The following is a 19,069-nucleotide window of genomic DNA, read 5'->3' as shown; positions in this document are numbered from 1 at the left end:
AAAATTCATTGAGTTAGCGCAAAGTTTCATGTGAAGTCCGAAACCAGATATCTTCAGATAATTTCCGTTACTTAGGAATAGTCCGAATAATTTACGCCGCAAAATGATAATAAAAGAAGGCTGAGTTCCTGGTGTAAGTTATCGGCCTATTATGCCAGGCCTCATTAAAAAGAGGAAAATAAATAGAAAAGCAATAGGTCTATTTTATGATTTTTTCTGAAAATGAAAAAGGCCGCAAATGCGGCCTTTTTATCATGTGAAACCGGTATCAGTGATGTTCTACCGAATGATTGTGCTCAACATCTTCATTTTTGCGGCTGAAGCGGCGACGAACCACCACGAAGAACACCGGTACGAAGAAGATGGCGAGAACGGTCGCCGTGACCATACCACCCATTACACCCGTACCTACCGCGTTCTGTGCGCCGGAGCCCGCGCCGGAGCTGATAACCAGCGGCATAACGCCGAGGATAAACGCCAGGGACGTCATCAGGATTGGACGCAAACGCATACGAACGGCTTCCAGCGTGGCTTCAATCAGGCCTTTTCCTTCTTTCTCCATCAGATCTTTGGCGAATTCGACGATGAGTATCGCGTTCTTCGCCGACAAGCCAATGGTTGTCAGCAGGCCCACCTGGAAGTAAACGTCGTTGGTCAGCCCACGGAAGGTCGCGGCAAGCAGTGCACCGATAACCCCCAGCGGAACCACCAGCATAACGGAGAACGGAATCGACCAGCTCTCATACAATGCCGCCAGACACAGGAACACCACAATCAGTGAAATGGCGTACAGGGCAGGGGCCTGGTTACCGGACAGACGTTCCTGATAGGACATGCCGGTCCAGTCGTAGCCGATACCCGCAGGTAGTTTGCTGGCCAGTTCTTCCATCAGGTTCATGGCTTCACCGGTGCTTCGGCCTGGCGCTGCCTGACCGAGGATTTCCATCGATGGCAGACCGTTATAGCGTTCCAGACGCGGCGAACCGTATTCCCAGCGCGAGGTTGAGAAGGCGGAGAACGGCACCATCTGGCCATCGCTACCGCGAACGTACCAGTTGTTGATATCGTTCGGCAGCATGCGGTACTGCGCTTCGGACATGACGTACACTTTCTTCACGCGACCACGGTCGATGAAGTCGTTAACGTAGCTACCGCCCCAGGCGGCGCCCAGCGTGGTATTAATGTCACTGATGGAAACACCCAGCGCCTGCGCTTTTTCCTGGTCGATATCGATCTTGTACTGCGGCGTATCTTCCAGACCGTTAGGACGTACGCCCACCAGCAGGTCAGGGTGTTTTGCCACCTCGCCAAACAGCTGGTTACGCGCCTGCGTCAGTTTTTCGTGGCCCAGACCGCCCTGGTCAATCAGCTGGAAGTCGAAGCCGGTCGCCGTACCCAGTTCAACAATCGCTGGCAGGTTAAAGGCGAAGACCATCGCATCTTTAATCTGTGAGAAGGTGCCCATCGCGCGGCCGGTAATGGCTTCTACCTTGTTCTCTGCACCTGGACGTTCAGACCAGTCTTTCAGAGAAACGAAGGCGATACCGGTGTTCTGACCACGACCCGCGAAGCCAAAGCCGTTAACCGCAAACACGGATTCGACGTTGTCTTTCTCTTTGGTCAGGAAGTAGTCGGTCATCTCATCCAGCACTTTCTGCGTACGCTCTTGCGTCGCACCGGCCGGAAGCTGCGCCATACTCAGGAACACGCCCTGGTCTTCATCTGGCAGGAACGAGCTTGGCAGACGAACGAACAGGAATGCCATCCCCACCACGATGATGATATAGAGCAGCAGGTAACGACCGGTGCTGCGCAGGATGTTACCCACGCTGTCGGTGTAGTGGTGCGTGCTCTTATCAAACATGCGGTTGAACCAGCCGAAGAACCCTTTATGCTCGCCGTGTCCGCCTTTCTGAATCGGCTTCAGCATCGTCGCGCACAGGGCTGGCGTCAGGATCAGCGCAACCAGTACCGACAGCGCCATCGCCGAAACGATGGTGATGGAGAACTGACGGTAAATCGCACCGGTAGAGCCGCCAAAGAAGGCCATCGGGATAAATACCGCGGACAGTACCATCGCGATACCGACCAGCGCGCCCTGGATCTGGCCCATAGATTTACGGGTTGCTTCCTTCGGCGGCAGGCCTTCTTCCGCCATCACACGCTCGACGTTTTCGACCACCACGATGGCGTCATCCACCAGCAGGCCGATGGCGAGCACCATCCCGAACATCGTCAGGGTGTTTATCGAGTAGCCAAATATCGCCAGAACCGCGAAGGTCCCAAGCAATACAACCGGTACGGCGATGGTTGGGATCAGCGTCGCGCGGAAGTTTTGCAGGAACAGGTACATTACCAGGAAGACGAGGATGATCGCCTCAACCAGGGTTTTTACCACTTCGTGAATCGAAATTTTTACGAACGGCGTAGTGTCATACGGATAAACGATTTTCAGACCTGACGGGAAGAACGGTTCCATCTTCTTCAGCTCTGCACGAATAGCCGTCGCGGTGTCCAGGGCGTTAGCGCCGGTCGCCAGTTTGATACCCAGACCAGATGCCGGCTTGCCGTTGAACTTCGCGATAACGTCGTAGTTCTCGCCGCCCAGCTCCACTTTCGCTACGTCACGCAGGCGAACCTGCGAACCGTCCTGATTCACTTTCAGCAGAATTTTGCTGAACTCATCCGCGGAGGTCAGACGGGTTTGCGCGATGATCGAGGCGTTAAGCTGCTGGCCCTTGACCGGCGGCGTACCGCCTAACTGACCGGCTGCCACCTGGGCGTTCTGCGCTTTGATGGCGTTAATCACGTCAACCGGCGTCAGCTGGAAGTTGTTCAGTTTATTCGGATCCATCCAGATACGCATGGCGTACTGGGAACCAAACAGCTGAACGTCACCCACACCTGACGTACGGCTGATGGCGTCCTTCATGTTGGCGCCCACGTAGTCGGAAATATCCTCCTGCGTCATGGTGCCGTTGGTGTTGATCACGCCGACAACCATCAGGAAGCTACTGGACGATTTCTCGACGCTCACGCCCTGCTGTTGTACTTCCTGCGGCAGCAGAGGCATCGCCAGCTGCAATTTGTTCTGCACCTGAACCTGCGCAATGTCCGCATCCGTACCGGATTCAAAGGTCAGGGTGATCTGAACCGTACCGGTTGAGTCACTGTTTGAGGACATGTACATCAGGTTATCGATACCGTTCATGTTCTGTTCGATAACCTGCGTAACGGTATCCTGCACCGTTTTCGCATCAGCGCCCGGGTAGGTTGCGGAGATCGTTACTGCCGGTGGCGCAATCGTTGGATATTGCGCAACAGGCAGCTTCAGGATCGCAAGTCCCCCGGCCAGCATGATGATAATGGCGATCACCCACGCAAATATGGGGCGATCGATAAAGAAATTAGGCATGTCTTAACGGCTCCTGTTTAAGTTAAGACTTGGTTTGTTCTGACTGGCCAGCGGCCGACGCTTGTTGTTTGTCGTCAGATTTCACTTCCTGCGCTTTGACCTGCGCGCCAGGACGAACTTTTTGCAAACCAGTAATAATCACGCGATCGCCATCTTTCAGACCTTCCGTCACCAGCCACTTGTCGCCAATCGCCTGCGTTGCAGTGATATTGCGCATTTCGACTTTGTTATCGGCACCCACAACCAGCGCGCTCGCATCGCCGCGTGGCGTACGGGTCACACCCTGCTGAGGAACCAGAATGGCGCTTGGGTTAGTCCCTTCCTCAAGACGGGCGCGTACGAACATACCCGGCAGCAGGGTTTTATCCGGATTCGGGAAAATGGCCCGGATGGTGATTGAGCCGGTGGTCTGATCGACGGTCACATCAGAAAATTCCAGTGTACCGGTCTGCGAGAACTCGATACCGTCGTTGGTAACCAGTTCAACCTTGGCTTTACCGTTTTCCTGTTTCAGTTGACCGCTTGCCAGCTCCTGTTTGAGACGCAGGAAATCGTTGCTGGACTGGGTAACGTCAACATAGATCGGGTCAAGCTGCTGCACGGTGGCCAGTGCGTTGGTCTGACCGTTTTGCACCAGTGCACCTTCGGTGACGGCAGATTTACCAATGCGACCGCTGATAGGGGAGGTCACTTTGGTGTAGGCCAGGTTAATACGCGCGGTTTCTACCGCCGCTTTCGCCGCCACAACGGCCGCGTTGGCTTGCTGCGCATCGGCCAGGGCTGAATCATAATCCTGTTGGCTGATGTACTGCGTGCCGAGCAGCTTCTTATAACGATTCAACGTCAGCTGCGAAATTTTGGCTGCCGCTTCTGCTTTCGCCAGATCGCCTTTAGCGCTCTCATAAGACGCCTGGTAGGTTGCTGGATCAATCTGATACAGAGACTCACCTGCCTTGACATCACCGCCTTCGGTGAAGTTACGTTTCAGGATGATACCGCTTACCTGCGGACGCACTTCCGCAATGCGATAGGCGCTGGTGCGGCCCGGTAGTTCTGTTGTCATCTGGAGAGGTTCGGATTTGAGCGTCACGACGCCAACTTCTGGCACCTGCTGAGCTCCTTGTTGAGCCTCTTTGTCGTCACATCCTGTAAGCGCTAAGCTGCCTGAGAGCATCAGAACGACCGCCAGAGGCGTTAACCCTCTGTTTTTGTTCATATGTAAACCTCGAGTGTCCGATTTCAAATTGATCAAGGGTCCTGAGTCTAAAAACCCATTGCTGCGTTTATATTATCGTCATGCTATGGTACATACATTCATAAATGTATGTAAATCTGACTCCTGTAAATTCATCAACGTATGGCACGAAAAACCAAACAACAAGCGCTGGAAACCCGACAACACATTCTGGATGTGGCAATGCGTTTGTTCTCACAGCAGGGTGTTTCGGCAACCTCGCTGGCACAGATTGCTCAGGCCGCGGGCGTCACGCGGGGAGCGATTTACTGGCATTTCAAAGACAAGTCCGATCTGTTTGGTGAAATCTGGGAGCTTTCAGAGTCCAGCATTAGCGATCTTGAGAGTGAGTATCGGGCAAAATTCCCTCACGATCCACTCTCTGTGTTAAGAGAAATTCTAGTATATATCCTTGAAGCGACAGTTGTTGAAGAGCGCCGCCGTCTGATGATGGAAATCATCTTCCATAAATGTGAGTTCGTTGGCGAAATGGCGGTGGTTCAGCAGGCGCAACGCGACCTGTGTCTGGAAAGCTACGATCGCATCGAACAGGTCCTCACGGAGTGCATGCAGGCCAAAATGCTTCCTGCCACCTTACTCACCCGCCGGGCGGCGATCCTGATGCGCAGCTATATTTCCGGCCTGATGGAAAACTGGCTTTTTGCTCCGGAGTCGTTCGATCTCAGATCAGAGGCGCGCAGCTATGTCGACATTTTTCTTGAGATGTGCCAGCTCTGTCCGACCCTTCAAAGTAAGCATCACCCCCGTTCTGCCTGATCGGGTACGGGAAAAATCGTAGACCCTTTCCGTCGTACTATTCTGCTTCAGCCGGGCGTGATATCCTTCATGCCCGACTATTTCCGGTCATTTCTCACATCACATTCACAACTATGCTGCACACCAATCGCTCGCAACATCCTGTTCTGGCCCTGTTTTTGATCCTGCTGTTTTACTTTGCAGCCGCGCCGCTTTCCTGGGCCCGTGCAGACAACGGCAGTGACATTCCCACGCGTGCTGATGTTCAGGCGCAACTCGACACCCTGAATAAGCAGAAAGATCTGTCCGCCCTGGAAAAACTTGTTCAGCAGGACCTGACGGAAACCCTGGAAACGCTGGACAAGATAGAGCGCATCAAAGCCGAAACGGCCCAGCTGAGGCAGAAGGTCGCTCAGGCGCCGGAAAACATGCGTAAGGCTACGGAGGCGCTGAATGCGCTCAGCGACGTCGACAACGACGATGAAACCCGAAAAACGCTTGCCACGCTGTCGTTGCGCCAGCTTGAGTCGCGCGTGGCGCAGCTGCTGGACGATCTGCAAACGGCGCAGTCCGATCTCTCAACCTATAACAGCCAGCTGGTTTCGCTGCAAACCCAGCCTGAGCGCGTGCAGAACGCCATGTACTCCGCATCGCAACAGCTACAGCAGATACGTAACCGTCTGAATGGCGTCACCGTTGGGGAAGGGGCGCTTCGCCCCACCCAGCAAACGCTGCTGAATATCCAGCAGACGCTGCTAAACGCGGAGATTGAACAGCAGCGTAAGAGCCTGGAAGGCAACACGGTGCTACAGGATGCGCTGCAAAAACAGCGTGACTACGTGACCGCGAATATCAACCGGCTTGAGCATCAGCTTCAGCTGTTGCAGGAAGCGGTAAACAGCAAGCGCCTGACCCTGACTGAAAAAACGGCCCAGGAAGCGGTCTCGCCAGACGAGACGGCGCGTATTCAGGCCAACCCGCTGGTGAAGCAGGAGCTGGAGATTAACCACCAGCTGAGCGAACGTCTGATCCAGGCGACTGAAAACGGCAGCGCGCTGGTACAGCAGAATATCAAGGTCAAAAACTGGCTGGATCGCGCGTTGCAGGCCGAGCGTAACGTCAAGGAGCAGATTGCCGTCCTGAAGGGCAGCCTGCTGCTGTCGCGCATTCTCTACCAGCAACAGCAGACGCTGCCGTCCGCCGACGAGCTGGAAGACATGACCAATCGCATTGCGGATTTGCGTCTTGAACAGTTTGACGTCAACCAGCAGCGCGATGCGCTATTCCAGAGCGATACCTTCGTTGCCAAAGTGGAAGAGGGCCATTCAGGTGAAGTGAACGCTGAAGTTCACGACGCGCTGTTGCAGGTGGTGGACATGCGCCGCGAACTGCTCGATCAGCTCAACAAGCAGCTGGGCAACCAGTTGATGATGGCGATTAACCTGCAAATCAACCAGCAGCAGCTGGTGAGCGTTTCTAAAAGCCTCCAGGAGATCCTGACCCAGCAGATTTTCTGGGTGAACAGCAATAAACCCATGGACTGGGACTGGTTTAAATCTTTCCCGGAAACGCTGAAATCCCAGATAAAAAGCATGAAAATTACCGTGAACTGGGAGAAAGCCTGGCCTGCAGTAATGATTGCCTTCCTGGCGGGACTGCCTTTGCTGCTCATCGCTGGCGTAATACGCTGGCGTTTGAAATGGCTGAAACAGTACCAGGCGAAGCTGGCCTCGGAAGTGGGGCAACTGCGTAACGACAGCCAGCTGCACACCCCGAAAGCGATCCTGATCGATCTGATCCGTGCTCTGCCGGTCTGCCTGTTGATACTCGCCGTGGGCCTGATCCTGCTGACCATGCAGTTGAATATCAGCGATCTGCTGTGGGCGTTCAGCAAGAAGCTGGCGCTGTTCTGGCTGGTGTTTGGCCTGTGCTGGAAAGTGCTGGAAAAAGATGGCGTCGCCGTCCGCCACTTCAACATGCCGGAAAAACTCACCAGCCACTGGCGTCGCCAGATTGTACGCATCAGCCTCGCGCTGCTGCCGCTGCACTTCTGGTCAGTTGTGGCCGAGCTTTCGCCGCTGCATCTGATGGATGACGTACTGGGGCAACTGGTGATTATGCTGAACCTGCTGCTGATTGCCGTCCTTATGTGGCCGATGTGCCGCGACAGCTGGCGGGATAAAGAGTCCCATAATCTTCGTCTGGTTACCGTAACGGTGCTGGCGATCATTCCACTGGCGCTGATGGTGCTGACGGCGACGGGTTACTTCTATACCACGCTGCGTCTGTCAGGCCGCTGGATCGAAACGGTTTATCTGGTGATTGTGTGGAACCTGCTGTTCCAGACCGTGCTGCGTGGTTTGAGCGTAGCGGCGCGCCGCATTGCGTATCGTCGTGCTGTTGCCCGTCGGCAGCATCAGGTGAAAGAGGGGGCTGAAGGGGCAGAGCCGCAGGAAGAGCCGACTATCGCCCTGGAGCAGGTCAACCAGCAAACGATGCGTATTACCATGCTGGTGATGATCGCCCTGTTTGCGGTGATGTTCTGGGCCATCTGGTCTGATTTAATTACCGTCTTCGCCTACCTCGACAGTATCACGCTCTGGCAATACAACGGTACCGAAGCGGGCGCTGCGGTAATGAAAAGCGTCACCATGGGCAGCCTGCTCTTTGCGCTGGTGTCGTCAGTGGTTGCCTGGGCGTTGATCCGCAACCTGCCGGGTCTGCTGGAAGTGCTGGTGCTCTCGAGGCTGAATCTGCGTCAGGGGGCGTCGTACGCCATTACTACCATCCTGAACTACGTCATTATTATTGTCGGGGCGATGACGGTATTCGGCTCGCTGGGCGTCTCGTGGGATAAACTCCAGTGGCTGGCGGCAGCGTTGTCGGTGGGTCTGGGCTTCGGCTTGCAGGAGATCTTCGGTAACTTTGTCTCTGGCCTGATTATCCTGTTCGAACGTCCGGTGCGTATCGGCGATACCGTCACCATCGGCACCTTCTCCGGGACCGTCAGTAAGATCCGCATCCGTGCGACCACCATTACCGACTTCGATCGTAAAGAGGTGATCATCCCGAACAAAGCCTTTGTGACCGAGCGCCTGATCAACTGGTCGCTCTCGGATACCACCACCCGCGTGGTGATCCGACTCGGGGTGGCCTACGGTTCAGATCTGGATAAAGTGAAAGAGGTCCTGCTGGAAGCCGCGAAATCACATCCTAAAGTGATGCACGATCCTGCGCCTGACGTGTTCTTCACCACCTTCGGGCCAAGCACGCTGGATCATGAGCTGCGCCTGTACGTACGCGAACTGCGCGATCGCAGCTACACCGTCGATGAGCTGAACCGCACCATTGACCGTCTGTGTCGTGAAAACAACATTAATATCGCCTTCAACCAGCTTGAAGTGCACCTGCGTAACGAGAAAGGTGACGAGCATACGGAAGTGAAGCGCGAAATTAAGGGGGACGACCCTACTCCCGCCTGAATTATTTCCCTCTCCCCTCTGGGGAGAGGGCAGGGTGAGGGGGAAGTTTCCCCTCAAAATCCCGCCGCACAATTTCCAGCGCTTTCAGCACCGTCTCAGCCGGGATCGCATGATTCTCCAGCAGCATAATTAAATCGACGGCCAGTTTGACCTCATCGGGGGCATTTTCCAGTGACATCAGCGGCTCCTGTTAACGGGTCAGGCGTTCAATGACGCGTTCAATCTCATCCAGCGCCTGACGGCAGCGGACGATGCGGCCTTCCAGCGCGCTGATTTCACGCATTAATAACTGCTGCTCTTCCAGCGTTTCGCTGATGTTCAGGCGGGCTTCGCGCTCACGCTTCATCTCAAACAGACGGCGCTCAAACTCCTGGTTCTCCAGCCGCTTGCGCTGCCATTTTCCGAGCCCAGGCGAGGCGCTGTCCCACGCCCGTAGCGGCCAGGCGGCGATTTCCCGGTGCAGGGCGGTGATCTGCTCGGTAAGATGCTCCGCAAGCCACGCGACCTGTTCCTGCTGTTCACTCTCAACCGCGTGGCGAAGCTCGTCGAGGTTGGTCTGCGCTTCAGCAAGGTAATCCTGAATGACGGTGCTGCGGGTGCGGAAGAGCTGCCGGTCAAAGCGCGGTTTCAGCGTGGCGTGGCCCATCAGCGGTGTGGCCTGCGCCCGCAGCGCGATCAGCTGATTTTGCAGCCTCTCAAGAAGCAGTGCTGTTTTCAAGGCGCTCTCCAGTGGTAAAGTAGCCGTTCAGTTTGATAACGATTCGCATTATGCAGCGTACTATTTTAATCATCATTGGCTGGCTCGCGGTAGTGCTGGGTACGCTGGGTGTGGTTTTGCCCTTGCTGCCGACCACCCCGTTTATCCTGTTGGCCGCCTGGTGCTTCGCCCGCTCGTCGCCGCGTTTTCACCACTGGCTTCTGTACCGCTCGTGGTTCGGCGGCTACCTGCGGCACTGGCAAAAACACCGGGCTATGCCGCCCGGGGCCAAGCCGCGCGCCATTGCCTTCATCCTGATCACCTTCGCCGTCTCGTTATGGCTGGTGAAAATGATGTGGGTGCGCATTCTGCTGCTGGCGATCCTGGTTTGCCTGCTGCTCTTTATGTGGCGGATCCCCGTGGTTGATGAAAAGCAACAAAAGCACTGAAGCCTCATCATGGCGGTTGCAATTATGGCGCACAGCCAGTAAATTCGACCGTTTTCGAGCACAGGTGCGCCTGGTCAAAGGTTAAACAACTGTTACTTTGACCGACTCGTCGCGCGCCGTGAGTAACACTGTTTCATTTAGGCACAAACCGATGACCGCAACTGCACAGCAGCTTGAATATCTGAAAAATAGCATCAAAAGTATCCAGGACTATCCAAAACCTGGCATTCTTTTCCGCGATGTCACCAGCTTGCTGGAAGACCCGAAAGCGTACGCCCTCAGCATTGAACTGCTGGTTGAGCGTTATAAAAACGCCGGGATCACCAAAGTAGTAGGTACTGAAGCCCGTGGCTTCCTGTTTGGCGCACCGGTTGCGCTGGCGATGGGCGTGGGTTTTGTGCCGGTGCGTAAGCCGCGCAAACTGCCGCGTGAAACCATTGCTGAGAGCTATGAGCTGGAATACGGCACCGATCAGCTGGAAATTCACGTTGATGCTATCAAGCCAGGCGACAAAGTGCTGGTAGTGGACGATCTGCTGGCAACCGGCGGCACCATCGAAGCGACCGTGAAGCTGATCCGTCGTCTGGGCGGGGAAGTGACCGACGCGGCATTCATCATCAACCTGTTCGATCTCGGCGGCGAGCAGCGTCTGGAAAAACAGGGTATTACCAGCTACAGCCTGGTGCCATTCCCGGGACATTAATCCCATATCTCACAACCTCGCTCAATGGGTGAGGTTGTGATAGCATTCCCCTCCATTAATTCACCTTCCAGCGTTGCAGAGCCTGCCCATGAGTTATCAGGTGTTAGCCCGTAAATGGCGACCACAAACCTTTGCTGACGTTGTCGGTCAGGAACATGTGCTGACGGCCCTGGCGAACGGCTTGTCGCTAGGTCGCATCCATCACGCCTATCTTTTTTCCGGCACCCGCGGCGTCGGTAAAACCTCTATTGCCCGTCTGCTGGCAAAAGGTCTGAACTGCGAAACCGGGATCACCGCCACCCCGTGCGGCGTGTGCGACAACTGTCGTGAGATCGAGCAGGGGCGTTTTGTCGATCTGATTGAGATCGACGCCGCCTCGCGCACCAAAGTGGAAGACACCCGCGATCTGCTCGACAACGTGCAGTACGCCCCGGCGCGCGGCCGCTTCAAGGTCTATCTGATCGATGAAGTGCACATGCTGTCGCGCCACAGCTTCAACGCCCTGCTGAAAACGCTGGAAGAGCCGCCTGCGCATGTCAAATTCCTGCTGGCGACCACCGATCCGCAAAAGCTGCCGGTCACGATCCTGTCGCGCTGCCTGCAATTCCATCTGAAGGCGCTGGACGTTGAGCAGATCCGCGCTCAGCTTGAGCATATTCTCGATGAAGAGAACATTGTTCATGAACCGCGCGCGCTGCAACTGCTGGCCCGTGCGGCGGACGGCAGCCTGCGCGATGCGCTAAGCCTGACCGACCAGGCGATTGCCAGCGGTGACGGTAAACTCTCCACCGACGCGGTCAGCACCATGCTCGGCACGCTGGATGACGATCAGGCGCTGTCGCTTATTGAAGCGATGATCGCCGCCAACGGTGAGCGGGTGATGACGCTCGTCAACGATGCCGCCGCCCGTGGCATTGAATGGGAAGCGCTGCTGGTCGAGATGCTCAGCCTGCTGCACCGCGTGGCGATGCTGCAACTGTCCCCGTCGGCCATTGGCGCAGACATGGCGACCATTGAACAGCGGATGCGTGAACTTGCGCGCACCGTGCCGCCGGCTGACGTTCAGCTTTATTATCAGACGCTGCTGATCGGCCGCAAAGAGCTGCCGTTTGCACCGGATCGCCGGATGGGCGTTGAAATGACGCTGCTGCGTGCGTTGGCCTTCCATCCGCGCAAGCCACTGCCGGAGCCGGAAACGCCCCGGCAGTCCTTTGTGCCGGTTGCGCCGACCGCGGTAATGTCACCGCAGCAGGTGCCACCGCAACCGGCATCGCCGCCGCCGCAAAACGTGCCGCTGTCGGATGCCACCAGTTCGGTGCTTGCCGCACGAAGCCAGTTGCAACGTGCGCAGGGAGCAACCAAACCAAAAAAGAGTGAACCGGCAGCGCCTGCAAGAGCGCGGCCGGTGAACAACGCCGCGCTTGAACGACTGGCCTCGGTAACGGAGCGCGTGCAGTCGCGTCCGGCACCGTCCGCGCTCGAGCAAAAAGCCCCGGCGAAAGAAGAGGCATACCGCTGGAAGGCGACTACCGTTGTTGAAACGGTCAAGGAAGTGGTCGCCACGCCAAAAGCGCTGAAAAAGGCGCTGGAGCATGAAAAAACGCCGGAGCTGTCCGCGAAGCTTGCGGAAGAGTCCATTGCGCGCGACGCCTGGGCCGCAGAGGTCAGCAAACTGCAGCTGCCGAAGCTAGTTGAGCAGGTCGCGCTGAACGCCTGGAAAGAGCAGGACGGTAATCAGGTGCGTCTGCACCTGCGCCCTGGCCAGCGGCACCTCAACTCCCCAGGCGCGCAAAAGGCGCTGGCCGAGGCGCTTACCGCATTACAGGGTGTGCCGGTTGAATTGACTATCATTGAAGATGATAATCCGGCGGTGAAAACGCCGCTCGAGTGGCGTCAGGCCATTTATGAAGAGAAGCTCGCGCAGGCGCGCGAGGCGATAATTGCGGATAACAACATCCAGACCCTGCGCCGGTTCTTCGACGCCGATCTGGATGAAGAGAGTATTCGCCCCATTTGATCGTGAGTCTGACTTACGGTTGTAATCCTTAACGTGAAAGAAGAGAGAAGCCTATGTTTGGTGGAAAAGGCGGTCTGGGTGGCCTGATGAAGCAGGCTCAGCAGATGCAGGAAAAAATGCAGAAGATGCAGGAAGAGATCGCTCAGCTGGAAGTCACGGGTGAATCCGGTGCCGGTCTGGTCAAGGTGACCATCAACGGTGCGCATAACTGCCGTCGCGTGGAAATCGACCCGAGCCTGCTCGAAGACGACAAAGAGATGCTGGAAGATCTGGTTGCAGCCGCGTTTAACGATGCCGCTCGCCGTATCGACGAAACCCAGAAAGAGAAAATGGCCTCTGTTTCCAGCGGTATGCAACTGCCGCCGGGCTTTAAGATGCCATTCTGATGCAAACCAGTCCGCTGCTCACGCAGTTAATGGAAGCACTGCGCTGCCTGCCGGGCGTTGGCCCGAAGTCGGCGCAGCGTATGGCGTTTACGCTATTGCAGCGCGACCGCAGCGGCGGGATGCGCCTGGCGCAGGCTCTGACCCGCGCCATGTCAGAAATTGGTCACTGTGCGGATTGCCGTACCTTTACCGAGCAGGACGTATGCAACATCTGCACGAACCCGCGTCGTCAGGAAAACGGTCAGATTTGCGTGGTGGAGAGTCCGGCGGACATCTACGCCATCGAACAAACCGGGCAGTTTTCCGGCCGCTATTTTGTGCTGATGGGGCATCTCTCCCCGCTGGACGGCATCGGCCCGGACGATATCGGTCTCGATCGTCTGGAGCAGCGCCTGGAGTCGGAAACCATCAAAGAGGTGATCCTCGCCACCAACCCCACGGTGGAAGGGGAGGCAACCGCCAACTACATCGCCGAACTGTGCGCGCAGTACGGCGTTGACGCCAGCCGCATCGCCCACGGCGTGCCGGTCGGCGGTGAGCTGGAGATGGTCGACGGCACCACGCTGTCGCACTCGCTGGCCGGACGTCACAAGATTATTTTCTGATCAAACGGAGGCTGCGCGCGCGGCCTCCGCTTGAAAATTTCCCCCCTTATCCCCATCTCTCACTCAACGTTTTACAAACCCATTAAATGGCATTGTTGAGGTCGACTTAGATGAAAGGACAAGAAACCCGTGGTTTCCAGTCAGAAGTAAAACAGCTTCTGCACCTGATGATCCATTCCCTGTATTCCAACAAAGAAATTTTCCTGCGTGAGCTGATTTCCAACGCCTCCGATGCGGCGGACAAGCTGCGCTTCCGCGCGCTGTCTAACCCGGATCTGTATGAAGGCGACGGCGAACTGCGCGTGCGCGTCTCGTTCAATAAAGAGAACCGCACCCTGACGATTGCCGATAACGGCATCGGGATGAACCGCGACGAGGTGATCGACCACCTCGGGACCATCGCCAAATCCGGCACCAAAGCGTTCCTTGAGTCCATGGGCTCTGACCAGGCGAAAGACAGCCAGCTGATTGGTCAGTTCGGCGTAGGCTTCTACTCGGCGTTCATCGTGGCGGACAAAGTCACCGTGCGCACTCGCGCCGCGGGCGACAGCGCCGAGAACGGCGTGCTGTGGGAATCCAAAGGGGAAGGCGAGTACACCGTTGATGACATCACCAAAGCGGATCGCGGCACCGAAATCACCCTGCACCTGCGTGAAGGCGAAGACGATTTCCTGAACGACTGGCGCGTACGCTCCATCATCAGCAAGTATTCCGACCACATCGCGCTGCCGGTTGAGATTGAAAAACAGGAAGAGAAAGACGGCGAAACCGTGGTTTCCTGGGAAAAAATCAACAAGGCGCAGGCGCTGTGGACGCGTAACAAAGCTGAAATTAAAGACGACGAGTACAATGAGTTCTACAAGCACATTGCCCACGACTTCACCGATCCGCTGACCTGGAGCCACAACCGTGTGGAAGGGAAGCAGGAGTACACCAGCCTGCTGTACATCCCGGCACAGGCACCGTGGGACATGTGGAACCGCGATCACAAGCACGGCCTGAAGTTGTACGTGCAGCGCGTGTTCATTATGGACGACGCCGAGCAGTTCATGCCGAACTACCTGCGCTTTGTGCGTGGTCTGATCGATTCCAACGATCTGCCGCTGAACGTCTCGCGTGAAATCCTTCAGGACAGCACCGTCACCCGTAACCTGCGTAACGCCCTGACCAAACGTGCGTTGCAGATGCTGGAAAAACTGGCGAAGGACGATGCGGAAAAATACCAGACCTTCTGGAAACAGTTTGGCCTGGTGCTGAAAGAAGGTCCGGCGGAAGACACCGCGAATGTGGAAGCTATCGCTAAACTGCTGCGCTTCGCCTCTACGCACAACGACTCCTCCGCCCAGACCGTGTCGCTGGAAGAGTACGTCTCCCGCATGAAAGAAGGGCAGGAGAAGATCTACTACATCACCGCCGACAGCTATGCGGCAGCGAAGAGCAGCCCGCACCTGGAGCTGCTGCGTAAGAAAGGCATCGAAGTGCTGCTGCTGTCTGACCGCATCGACGAATGGATGATGAACTACCTGACCGAGTTCGACGGTAAGGCGTTCCAGTCCGTTGCCAAAGCTGACGAGTCCATCGACAAGCTGGCAGATGAAGTGGACGAAAGCGCGAAAGAAGCCGAGAAGGCGCTGGAGCCGTTCATTGAGCGCGTGAAAACCCTGCTGGGTGACCGCGTGAAAGAGGTGCGCTTCACGCACCGTCTGACCGATACGCCAGCCATTGTCACCACCGATGCGGACGAAATGAGCACCCAGATGGCGAAACTGTTCGCTGCGGCGGGCCAGGCCGTGCCGGAAGTGAAATATATCTTTGAGCTTAATCCGGATCATCCGCTGGTGAAACGCGCGGCGGATACCCAGGACGACGCCCGCTTTGCGGAGTGGGTTGAACTGCTGCTGGATCAGTCCCTGCTGGCCGAGCGCGGTACGCTGGAAGATCCTAACCTGTTCATTAAACGTGTGAATGCGCTGCTACTGGCGTAACTGACCACGTCTCCCCTGGTCTTCTCCCTCTCCCCGTGGGAGAGGGCCGGGATGAGGGCACCAGACCGCACTCTCCCAAATTATCTCCCCTCATTAACCGTTTCAGCCTCCCCGCCTTCCTTGAGCGATACCCGTTCTGGTGGTATTGTTTAGCGCTTTTGAAAAATTGAATCGACATTTGAGGGGATTTTCGCAATGCGTATTATTCTGCTTGGCGCTCCGGGCGCGGGTAAGGGAACTCAGGCTCAGTTCATCATGGAGAAATACGGTATTCCGCAAATCTCTACTGGTGACATGCTGCGTGCCGCTGTTAAATCTGGCTCCGAGCTGGGCAAACAAGCTAAAGACATCATGGACGCAGGCAAGCTGGTGACCGACGAACTGGTTATCGCGCTGGTAAAAGAGCGCATTGCTCAGGAAGACTGCCGCAATGGTTTCCTGCTGGACGGCTTCCCGCGCACCATTCCTCAGGCTGACGCCATGAAAGAAGCGGGCATCAACGTGGATTACGTGCTGGAGTTCGACGTACCGGACGAGCTGATCGTTGACCGTATCGTTGGCCGTCGCGTACACGCTGCTTCTGGCCGCGTTTACCACATTAAATTCAACCCACCTAAGGTTGAAGGCAAAGACGACGTGACCGGCGAAGAGCTGACCACCCGTAAAGACGATCAGGAAGAAACCGTGCGTAAACGCCTGGTGGAATACCATCAGATGACCGCACCGCTGATCGGCTACTACACCAAAGAAGCGCAGGCGGGTAACACCAAATACGCGAAAGTGGACGGCACCAAAGCCGTGGCTGACGTACGTGCAGAGCTGGAAAAAATTCTCGGCTAAGCGCACCTCTCTCACCCGGAGCCCCGGGTGAGAAAAATTCTCATCTCACCTATTGCAGCAATGGGTTTCGTTTAAACGCATTTCCGCTACAATTGACAGCCTATCAAATGGTTAAGAGGCGTGAATGAGTCAGGCGAAAACCGGCATCCTGCTTGCCAATCTGGGCACCCCAGAAGCACCTACTCCAGCGGCGGTAAAACGCTACCTGCGACAATTTTTAAGCGACACGCGCGTCGTGGATACCCCAAGACTGCTGTGGTGGCCACTGCTGCGTGGCGTCATTCTGCCGATTCGTTCCCCGCGTGTGGCAAAGCTCTATCAGTCCGTGTGGATGGAAGAGGGCTCGCCGCTGATGGTGTACAGCCGTCGTCAGGAGAAGGCGCTGGCCGCACGCCTGCCGGACATGCCCGTTGCGCTCGGCATGAGCTACGGTAAGCCATCCCTGGAAAGCGCCGTTGACTCTCTGCTGGCGCAGGGCGTTGAACACATTGTGGTGCTGGCTCTATATCCGCAGTATTCGTGCTCCACGGTAGCTGCCGTCTGGGACGAACTGGGGCGCATTCTGGCGACCCGCCGCCGTATACCGGGTATCACCTTTATCCGCGACTACGCCGATAACGAGCTGTACATTCAGGCGCTTGCCAGCAGCGCGCGCGCGTCGTTTGAAAAACACGGCGAGCCGGATCTGCTGCTGCTCTCCTATCACGGTATTCCGCAGCGTTTCGCGAACGAAGGGGACGATTACCCCCAGCGTTGCCGCGATACCACCCGCGAGCTGGTCTCCGCCCTCGGCCTGCCGCCTGAGAAGGTGATGATGACCTTCCAGTCGCGCTTCGGCCGTGAACCTTGGCTGACCCCGTATACTGATGAAACGCTAAAAATGCTGGGCGAGAAGGGCGTGAAGCACATTCAGGTGATGTCGCCGGGCTTCTCGGCGGACTGTCTGGAAACGCTGGAAGAAATTGCCGTCCAGAACAAAGAGTTCTTTATGGAGGCGGGCGGAACGAAATACGAATACATTCCTGCGCTTAACGACTCCCCTGAACACATCGACATGATGGTGTCACTGGTCACCACCCGCCGCTGATCGCGTTACGGGCCGGGTTTGTGCTACCATTCCCGGCCCGTATTCTTTGCACAGTTCAGACCATGAAATTTCCCGGTAAACGTAAGTCCAAACACTATTTCCCCGTCGATGCCCGCGATCCGCTGTTACAGCAAATTCAGCAGGAAAGCGAAACCAGCGCTGCCTGGGTGGTCGGTATCGATCAGACGCTGGTGGACATTGAAGCCAAAGTGGATGATGCATTTGTCGCACGTTACGGTCTGAGCGCCGGGCACTCGCTGGTAATTGAGGATGACGTTGCTGAAGCGCTGTATCAGGAGCTGGTGCGCGAAAATCTTATCACCCACCAGTTTGCCGGCGGCACTATCGGCAACACCATGCACAACTACTCCGTACTGGCAGACGACCGCTCGGTGCTGCTTGGCGTGATGTGTAGCAATATCGAAATCGGTGGCTACGCCTACCGCTACCTGTGCAATACCTCCAGCCGCACCGATCTGAACTATTTACAGGGCGTTGACGGGCCGATTGGCCGCTGCTTTACGCTGATAAGCGATTCCGGCGAGCGTACCTTTGCCATCAGCCCCGGCCATATGAATAAGCTGCGCGCTGAAAGTATCCCGGAAGAGGTGATCGCGGGCGCGTCTGCGCTGGTACTGACCTCCTATCTGGTGCGCTGCAAGCCGGGCGAACCAATGCCGGACGCAACCATGAAGGCAATTGAGTACGCGAAGAAATACAACGTGCCTGTGGTTCTGACGCTGGGCACCAAATTCGTCATTGCCGACAACCCGGAGTGGTGGCAGGCCTTCCTGAAAGAACACGTCTCGATTCTGGCGATGAATGAAGAAGAAGCCGAAGCGCTGACCGGTGAAAGCGATCCGCTGCTGGCGTCTGATAAGGCGCTGGACTGGGTGGACCTGGTGCTCTGCACCGCCGGGCCGGTCGGGCTGTACATGGCGGGCTTCACGGAAGAAGAGAGCAAGCGTAAAACCCAGCACCCGCTGCTGCCGGGCGCAATCGCCGAATTTAACCAGTACGAGTTCAGCCGCGCTATGCGTCATAAAGACTGCATCAACCCGCTGCGTATCTTCTCTCACATCGCACCGTATATGGGTGGCCCTGAGAAGATCATGAACACCAACGGCGCGGGCGACGGCGCGCTGGCCGCGCTGCTGCACGACATTACCGCCAACGCCTACCACAAAACCAACGTGCCGAATTCCAGCAAACATACCTTCGACTGGCTGACCTATTCCTCGCTGGCGCAGGTGTGTAAGTACGCGAACCGCGTGAGTTATCAGGTGCTGAACCAGCATTCTCCGCGCTTAACGCGGGGGCTGCCGGAACGGGAAGACAGCCTCGAAGAGGCGTACTGGGACAGGTAAAAGTAAAACGGCAACCTGTGGTTGCCGTTTTTAGTGTTTGTTCCCT

General features: G+C 56.4%; 15 protein-coding genes and 1 other annotated feature. Of the genes, 11 read left to right on the top strand and 4 right to left on the bottom strand.

All coding sequences use genetic code 11. The features are described from left to right. Positions 1 to 268 precede the first annotated feature (268 nt). On the bottom strand, positions 269 to 3,415 hold the full coding sequence (gene acrB / locus ACOTYB_RS08110; RefSeq protein ID WP_022650497.1) for a multidrug efflux RND transporter permease subunit AcrB: 3,147 nt from the start codon (positions 3,413 to 3,415) through the stop codon (positions 269 to 271). Between the two features lie 22 nt (positions 3,416 to 3,437). Continuing rightward, the gene (acrA, locus tag ACOTYB_RS08105; protein WP_022650498.1) at positions 3,438 to 4,631 is read right to left on the bottom strand and encodes a multidrug efflux RND transporter periplasmic adaptor subunit AcrA; all 1,194 of its coding nucleotides are present in this window, start codon (positions 4,629 to 4,631) and stop codon (positions 3,438 to 3,440) included. Between the two features lie 141 nt (positions 4,632 to 4,772). Here acrA and acrR point away from each other — a divergent pair, with 141 nt between their 5' ends. After that, positions 4,773 to 5,426 (top strand): multidrug efflux transporter transcriptional repressor AcrR, encoded by a 654-nt coding sequence (acrR, locus tag ACOTYB_RS08100; RefSeq protein ID WP_045337214.1) that lies wholly within the window; start codon positions 4,773 to 4,775, stop codon positions 5,424 to 5,426. A gap of 113 nt (positions 5,427 to 5,539) precedes the next feature. Next, positions 5,540 to 8,887: a mechanosensitive channel MscK gene (mscK, locus tag ACOTYB_RS08095; protein WP_032657418.1), complete on the top strand. Its 3,348-nt coding sequence runs from the start codon at positions 5,540 to 5,542 to the stop codon at positions 8,885 to 8,887. A 1-nt stretch (position 8,888) separates the two neighbouring features. Here the strand turns inward: mscK and rsmS are convergent, their stop codons facing one another. Together rsmS and priC are read right to left on the bottom strand one after the other, a co-directional pair. Continuing rightward, the gene (rsmS, locus tag ACOTYB_RS08090; protein WP_022650501.1) at positions 8,889 to 9,065 is read right to left on the bottom strand and encodes a pleiotropic regulatory protein RsmS; all 177 of its coding nucleotides are present in this window, start codon (positions 9,063 to 9,065) and stop codon (positions 8,889 to 8,891) included. 12 nt (positions 9,066 to 9,077) lie between these two features. Next, positions 9,078 to 9,605: a primosomal replication protein N'' gene (gene priC / locus ACOTYB_RS08085; protein ID WP_045346373.1), complete on the bottom strand. Its 528-nt coding sequence runs from the start codon at positions 9,603 to 9,605 to the stop codon at positions 9,078 to 9,080. 50 nt (positions 9,606 to 9,655) lie between these two features. On the opposite strand from priC, the gene ACOTYB_RS08080 reads away from it, so the two are divergent. The 9 genes from ACOTYB_RS08080 (at position 9,656) to ACOTYB_RS08040 (ending at position 19,023) form a co-directional block, all read left to right on the top strand. Beyond that, a complete protein-coding gene (locus ACOTYB_RS08080) occupies positions 9,656 to 10,033 on the top strand; it encodes a DUF454 family protein (protein ID WP_045330219.1) in 378 nt (125 codons plus the stop codon). A gap of 151 nt (positions 10,034 to 10,184) precedes the next feature. Further along, entirely contained in the window at positions 10,185 to 10,736 is a 552-nt protein-coding gene (gene apt / locus ACOTYB_RS08075; protein ID WP_000127359.1) for an adenine phosphoribosyltransferase, read from the top strand. 88 nt (positions 10,737 to 10,824) lie between these two features. Then, positions 10,825 to 12,753, top strand: a complete 1,929-nt coding sequence (gene dnaX / locus ACOTYB_RS08070; protein ID WP_045343201.1) for a DNA polymerase III subunit gamma/tau — start codon at positions 10,825 to 10,827, stop codon at positions 12,751 to 12,753. After that, positions 12,083 to 12,147: a sequence feature (DnaX frameshifting element), on the top strand. (Overlaps the previous gene by 65 nt.) Before the next feature lie 53 nt (positions 12,754 to 12,806). Continuing rightward, positions 12,807 to 13,139, top strand: a complete 333-nt coding sequence (locus ACOTYB_RS08065) for a YbaB/EbfC family nucleoid-associated protein (protein ID WP_003858972.1) — start codon at positions 12,807 to 12,809, stop codon at positions 13,137 to 13,139. After that, on the top strand, positions 13,139 to 13,744 hold the full coding sequence (recR, locus tag ACOTYB_RS08060; protein ID WP_006809843.1) for a recombination mediator RecR: 606 nt from the start codon (positions 13,139 to 13,141) through the stop codon (positions 13,742 to 13,744). The genes ACOTYB_RS08065 and recR overlap by 1 nt, the downstream gene beginning before the upstream one ends. Before the next feature lie 110 nt (positions 13,745 to 13,854). After that, the gene (gene htpG / locus ACOTYB_RS08055; protein ID WP_023324248.1) at positions 13,855 to 15,729 is read left to right on the top strand and encodes a molecular chaperone HtpG; all 1,875 of its coding nucleotides are present in this window, start codon (positions 13,855 to 13,857) and stop codon (positions 15,727 to 15,729) included. A 195-nt stretch (positions 15,730 to 15,924) separates the two neighbouring features. Then, the gene (adk, locus tag ACOTYB_RS08050; protein ID WP_006809841.1) at positions 15,925 to 16,569 is read left to right on the top strand and encodes an adenylate kinase; all 645 of its coding nucleotides are present in this window, start codon (positions 15,925 to 15,927) and stop codon (positions 16,567 to 16,569) included. A 124-nt stretch (positions 16,570 to 16,693) separates the two neighbouring features. Then, on the top strand, positions 16,694 to 17,656 hold the full coding sequence (gene hemH / locus ACOTYB_RS08045; RefSeq protein WP_022650505.1) for a ferrochelatase: 963 nt from the start codon (positions 16,694 to 16,696) through the stop codon (positions 17,654 to 17,656). 62 nt (positions 17,657 to 17,718) lie between these two features. Next, on the top strand, positions 17,719 to 19,023 hold the full coding sequence (locus ACOTYB_RS08040) for an inosine/guanosine kinase (RefSeq protein ID WP_022650506.1): 1,305 nt from the start codon (positions 17,719 to 17,721) through the stop codon (positions 19,021 to 19,023). Positions 19,024 to 19,069: the final 46 nt, after the last annotated feature.

The organism is Enterobacter cloacae complex sp. IR5450 (assembly GCF_049238665.1).
Classification (GTDB): Bacteria; Pseudomonadota; Gammaproteobacteria; order Enterobacterales; family Enterobacteriaceae; genus Enterobacter; species Enterobacter hormaechei_C.
This window is presented reverse-complemented; position numbering and strand designations above follow the sequence as displayed.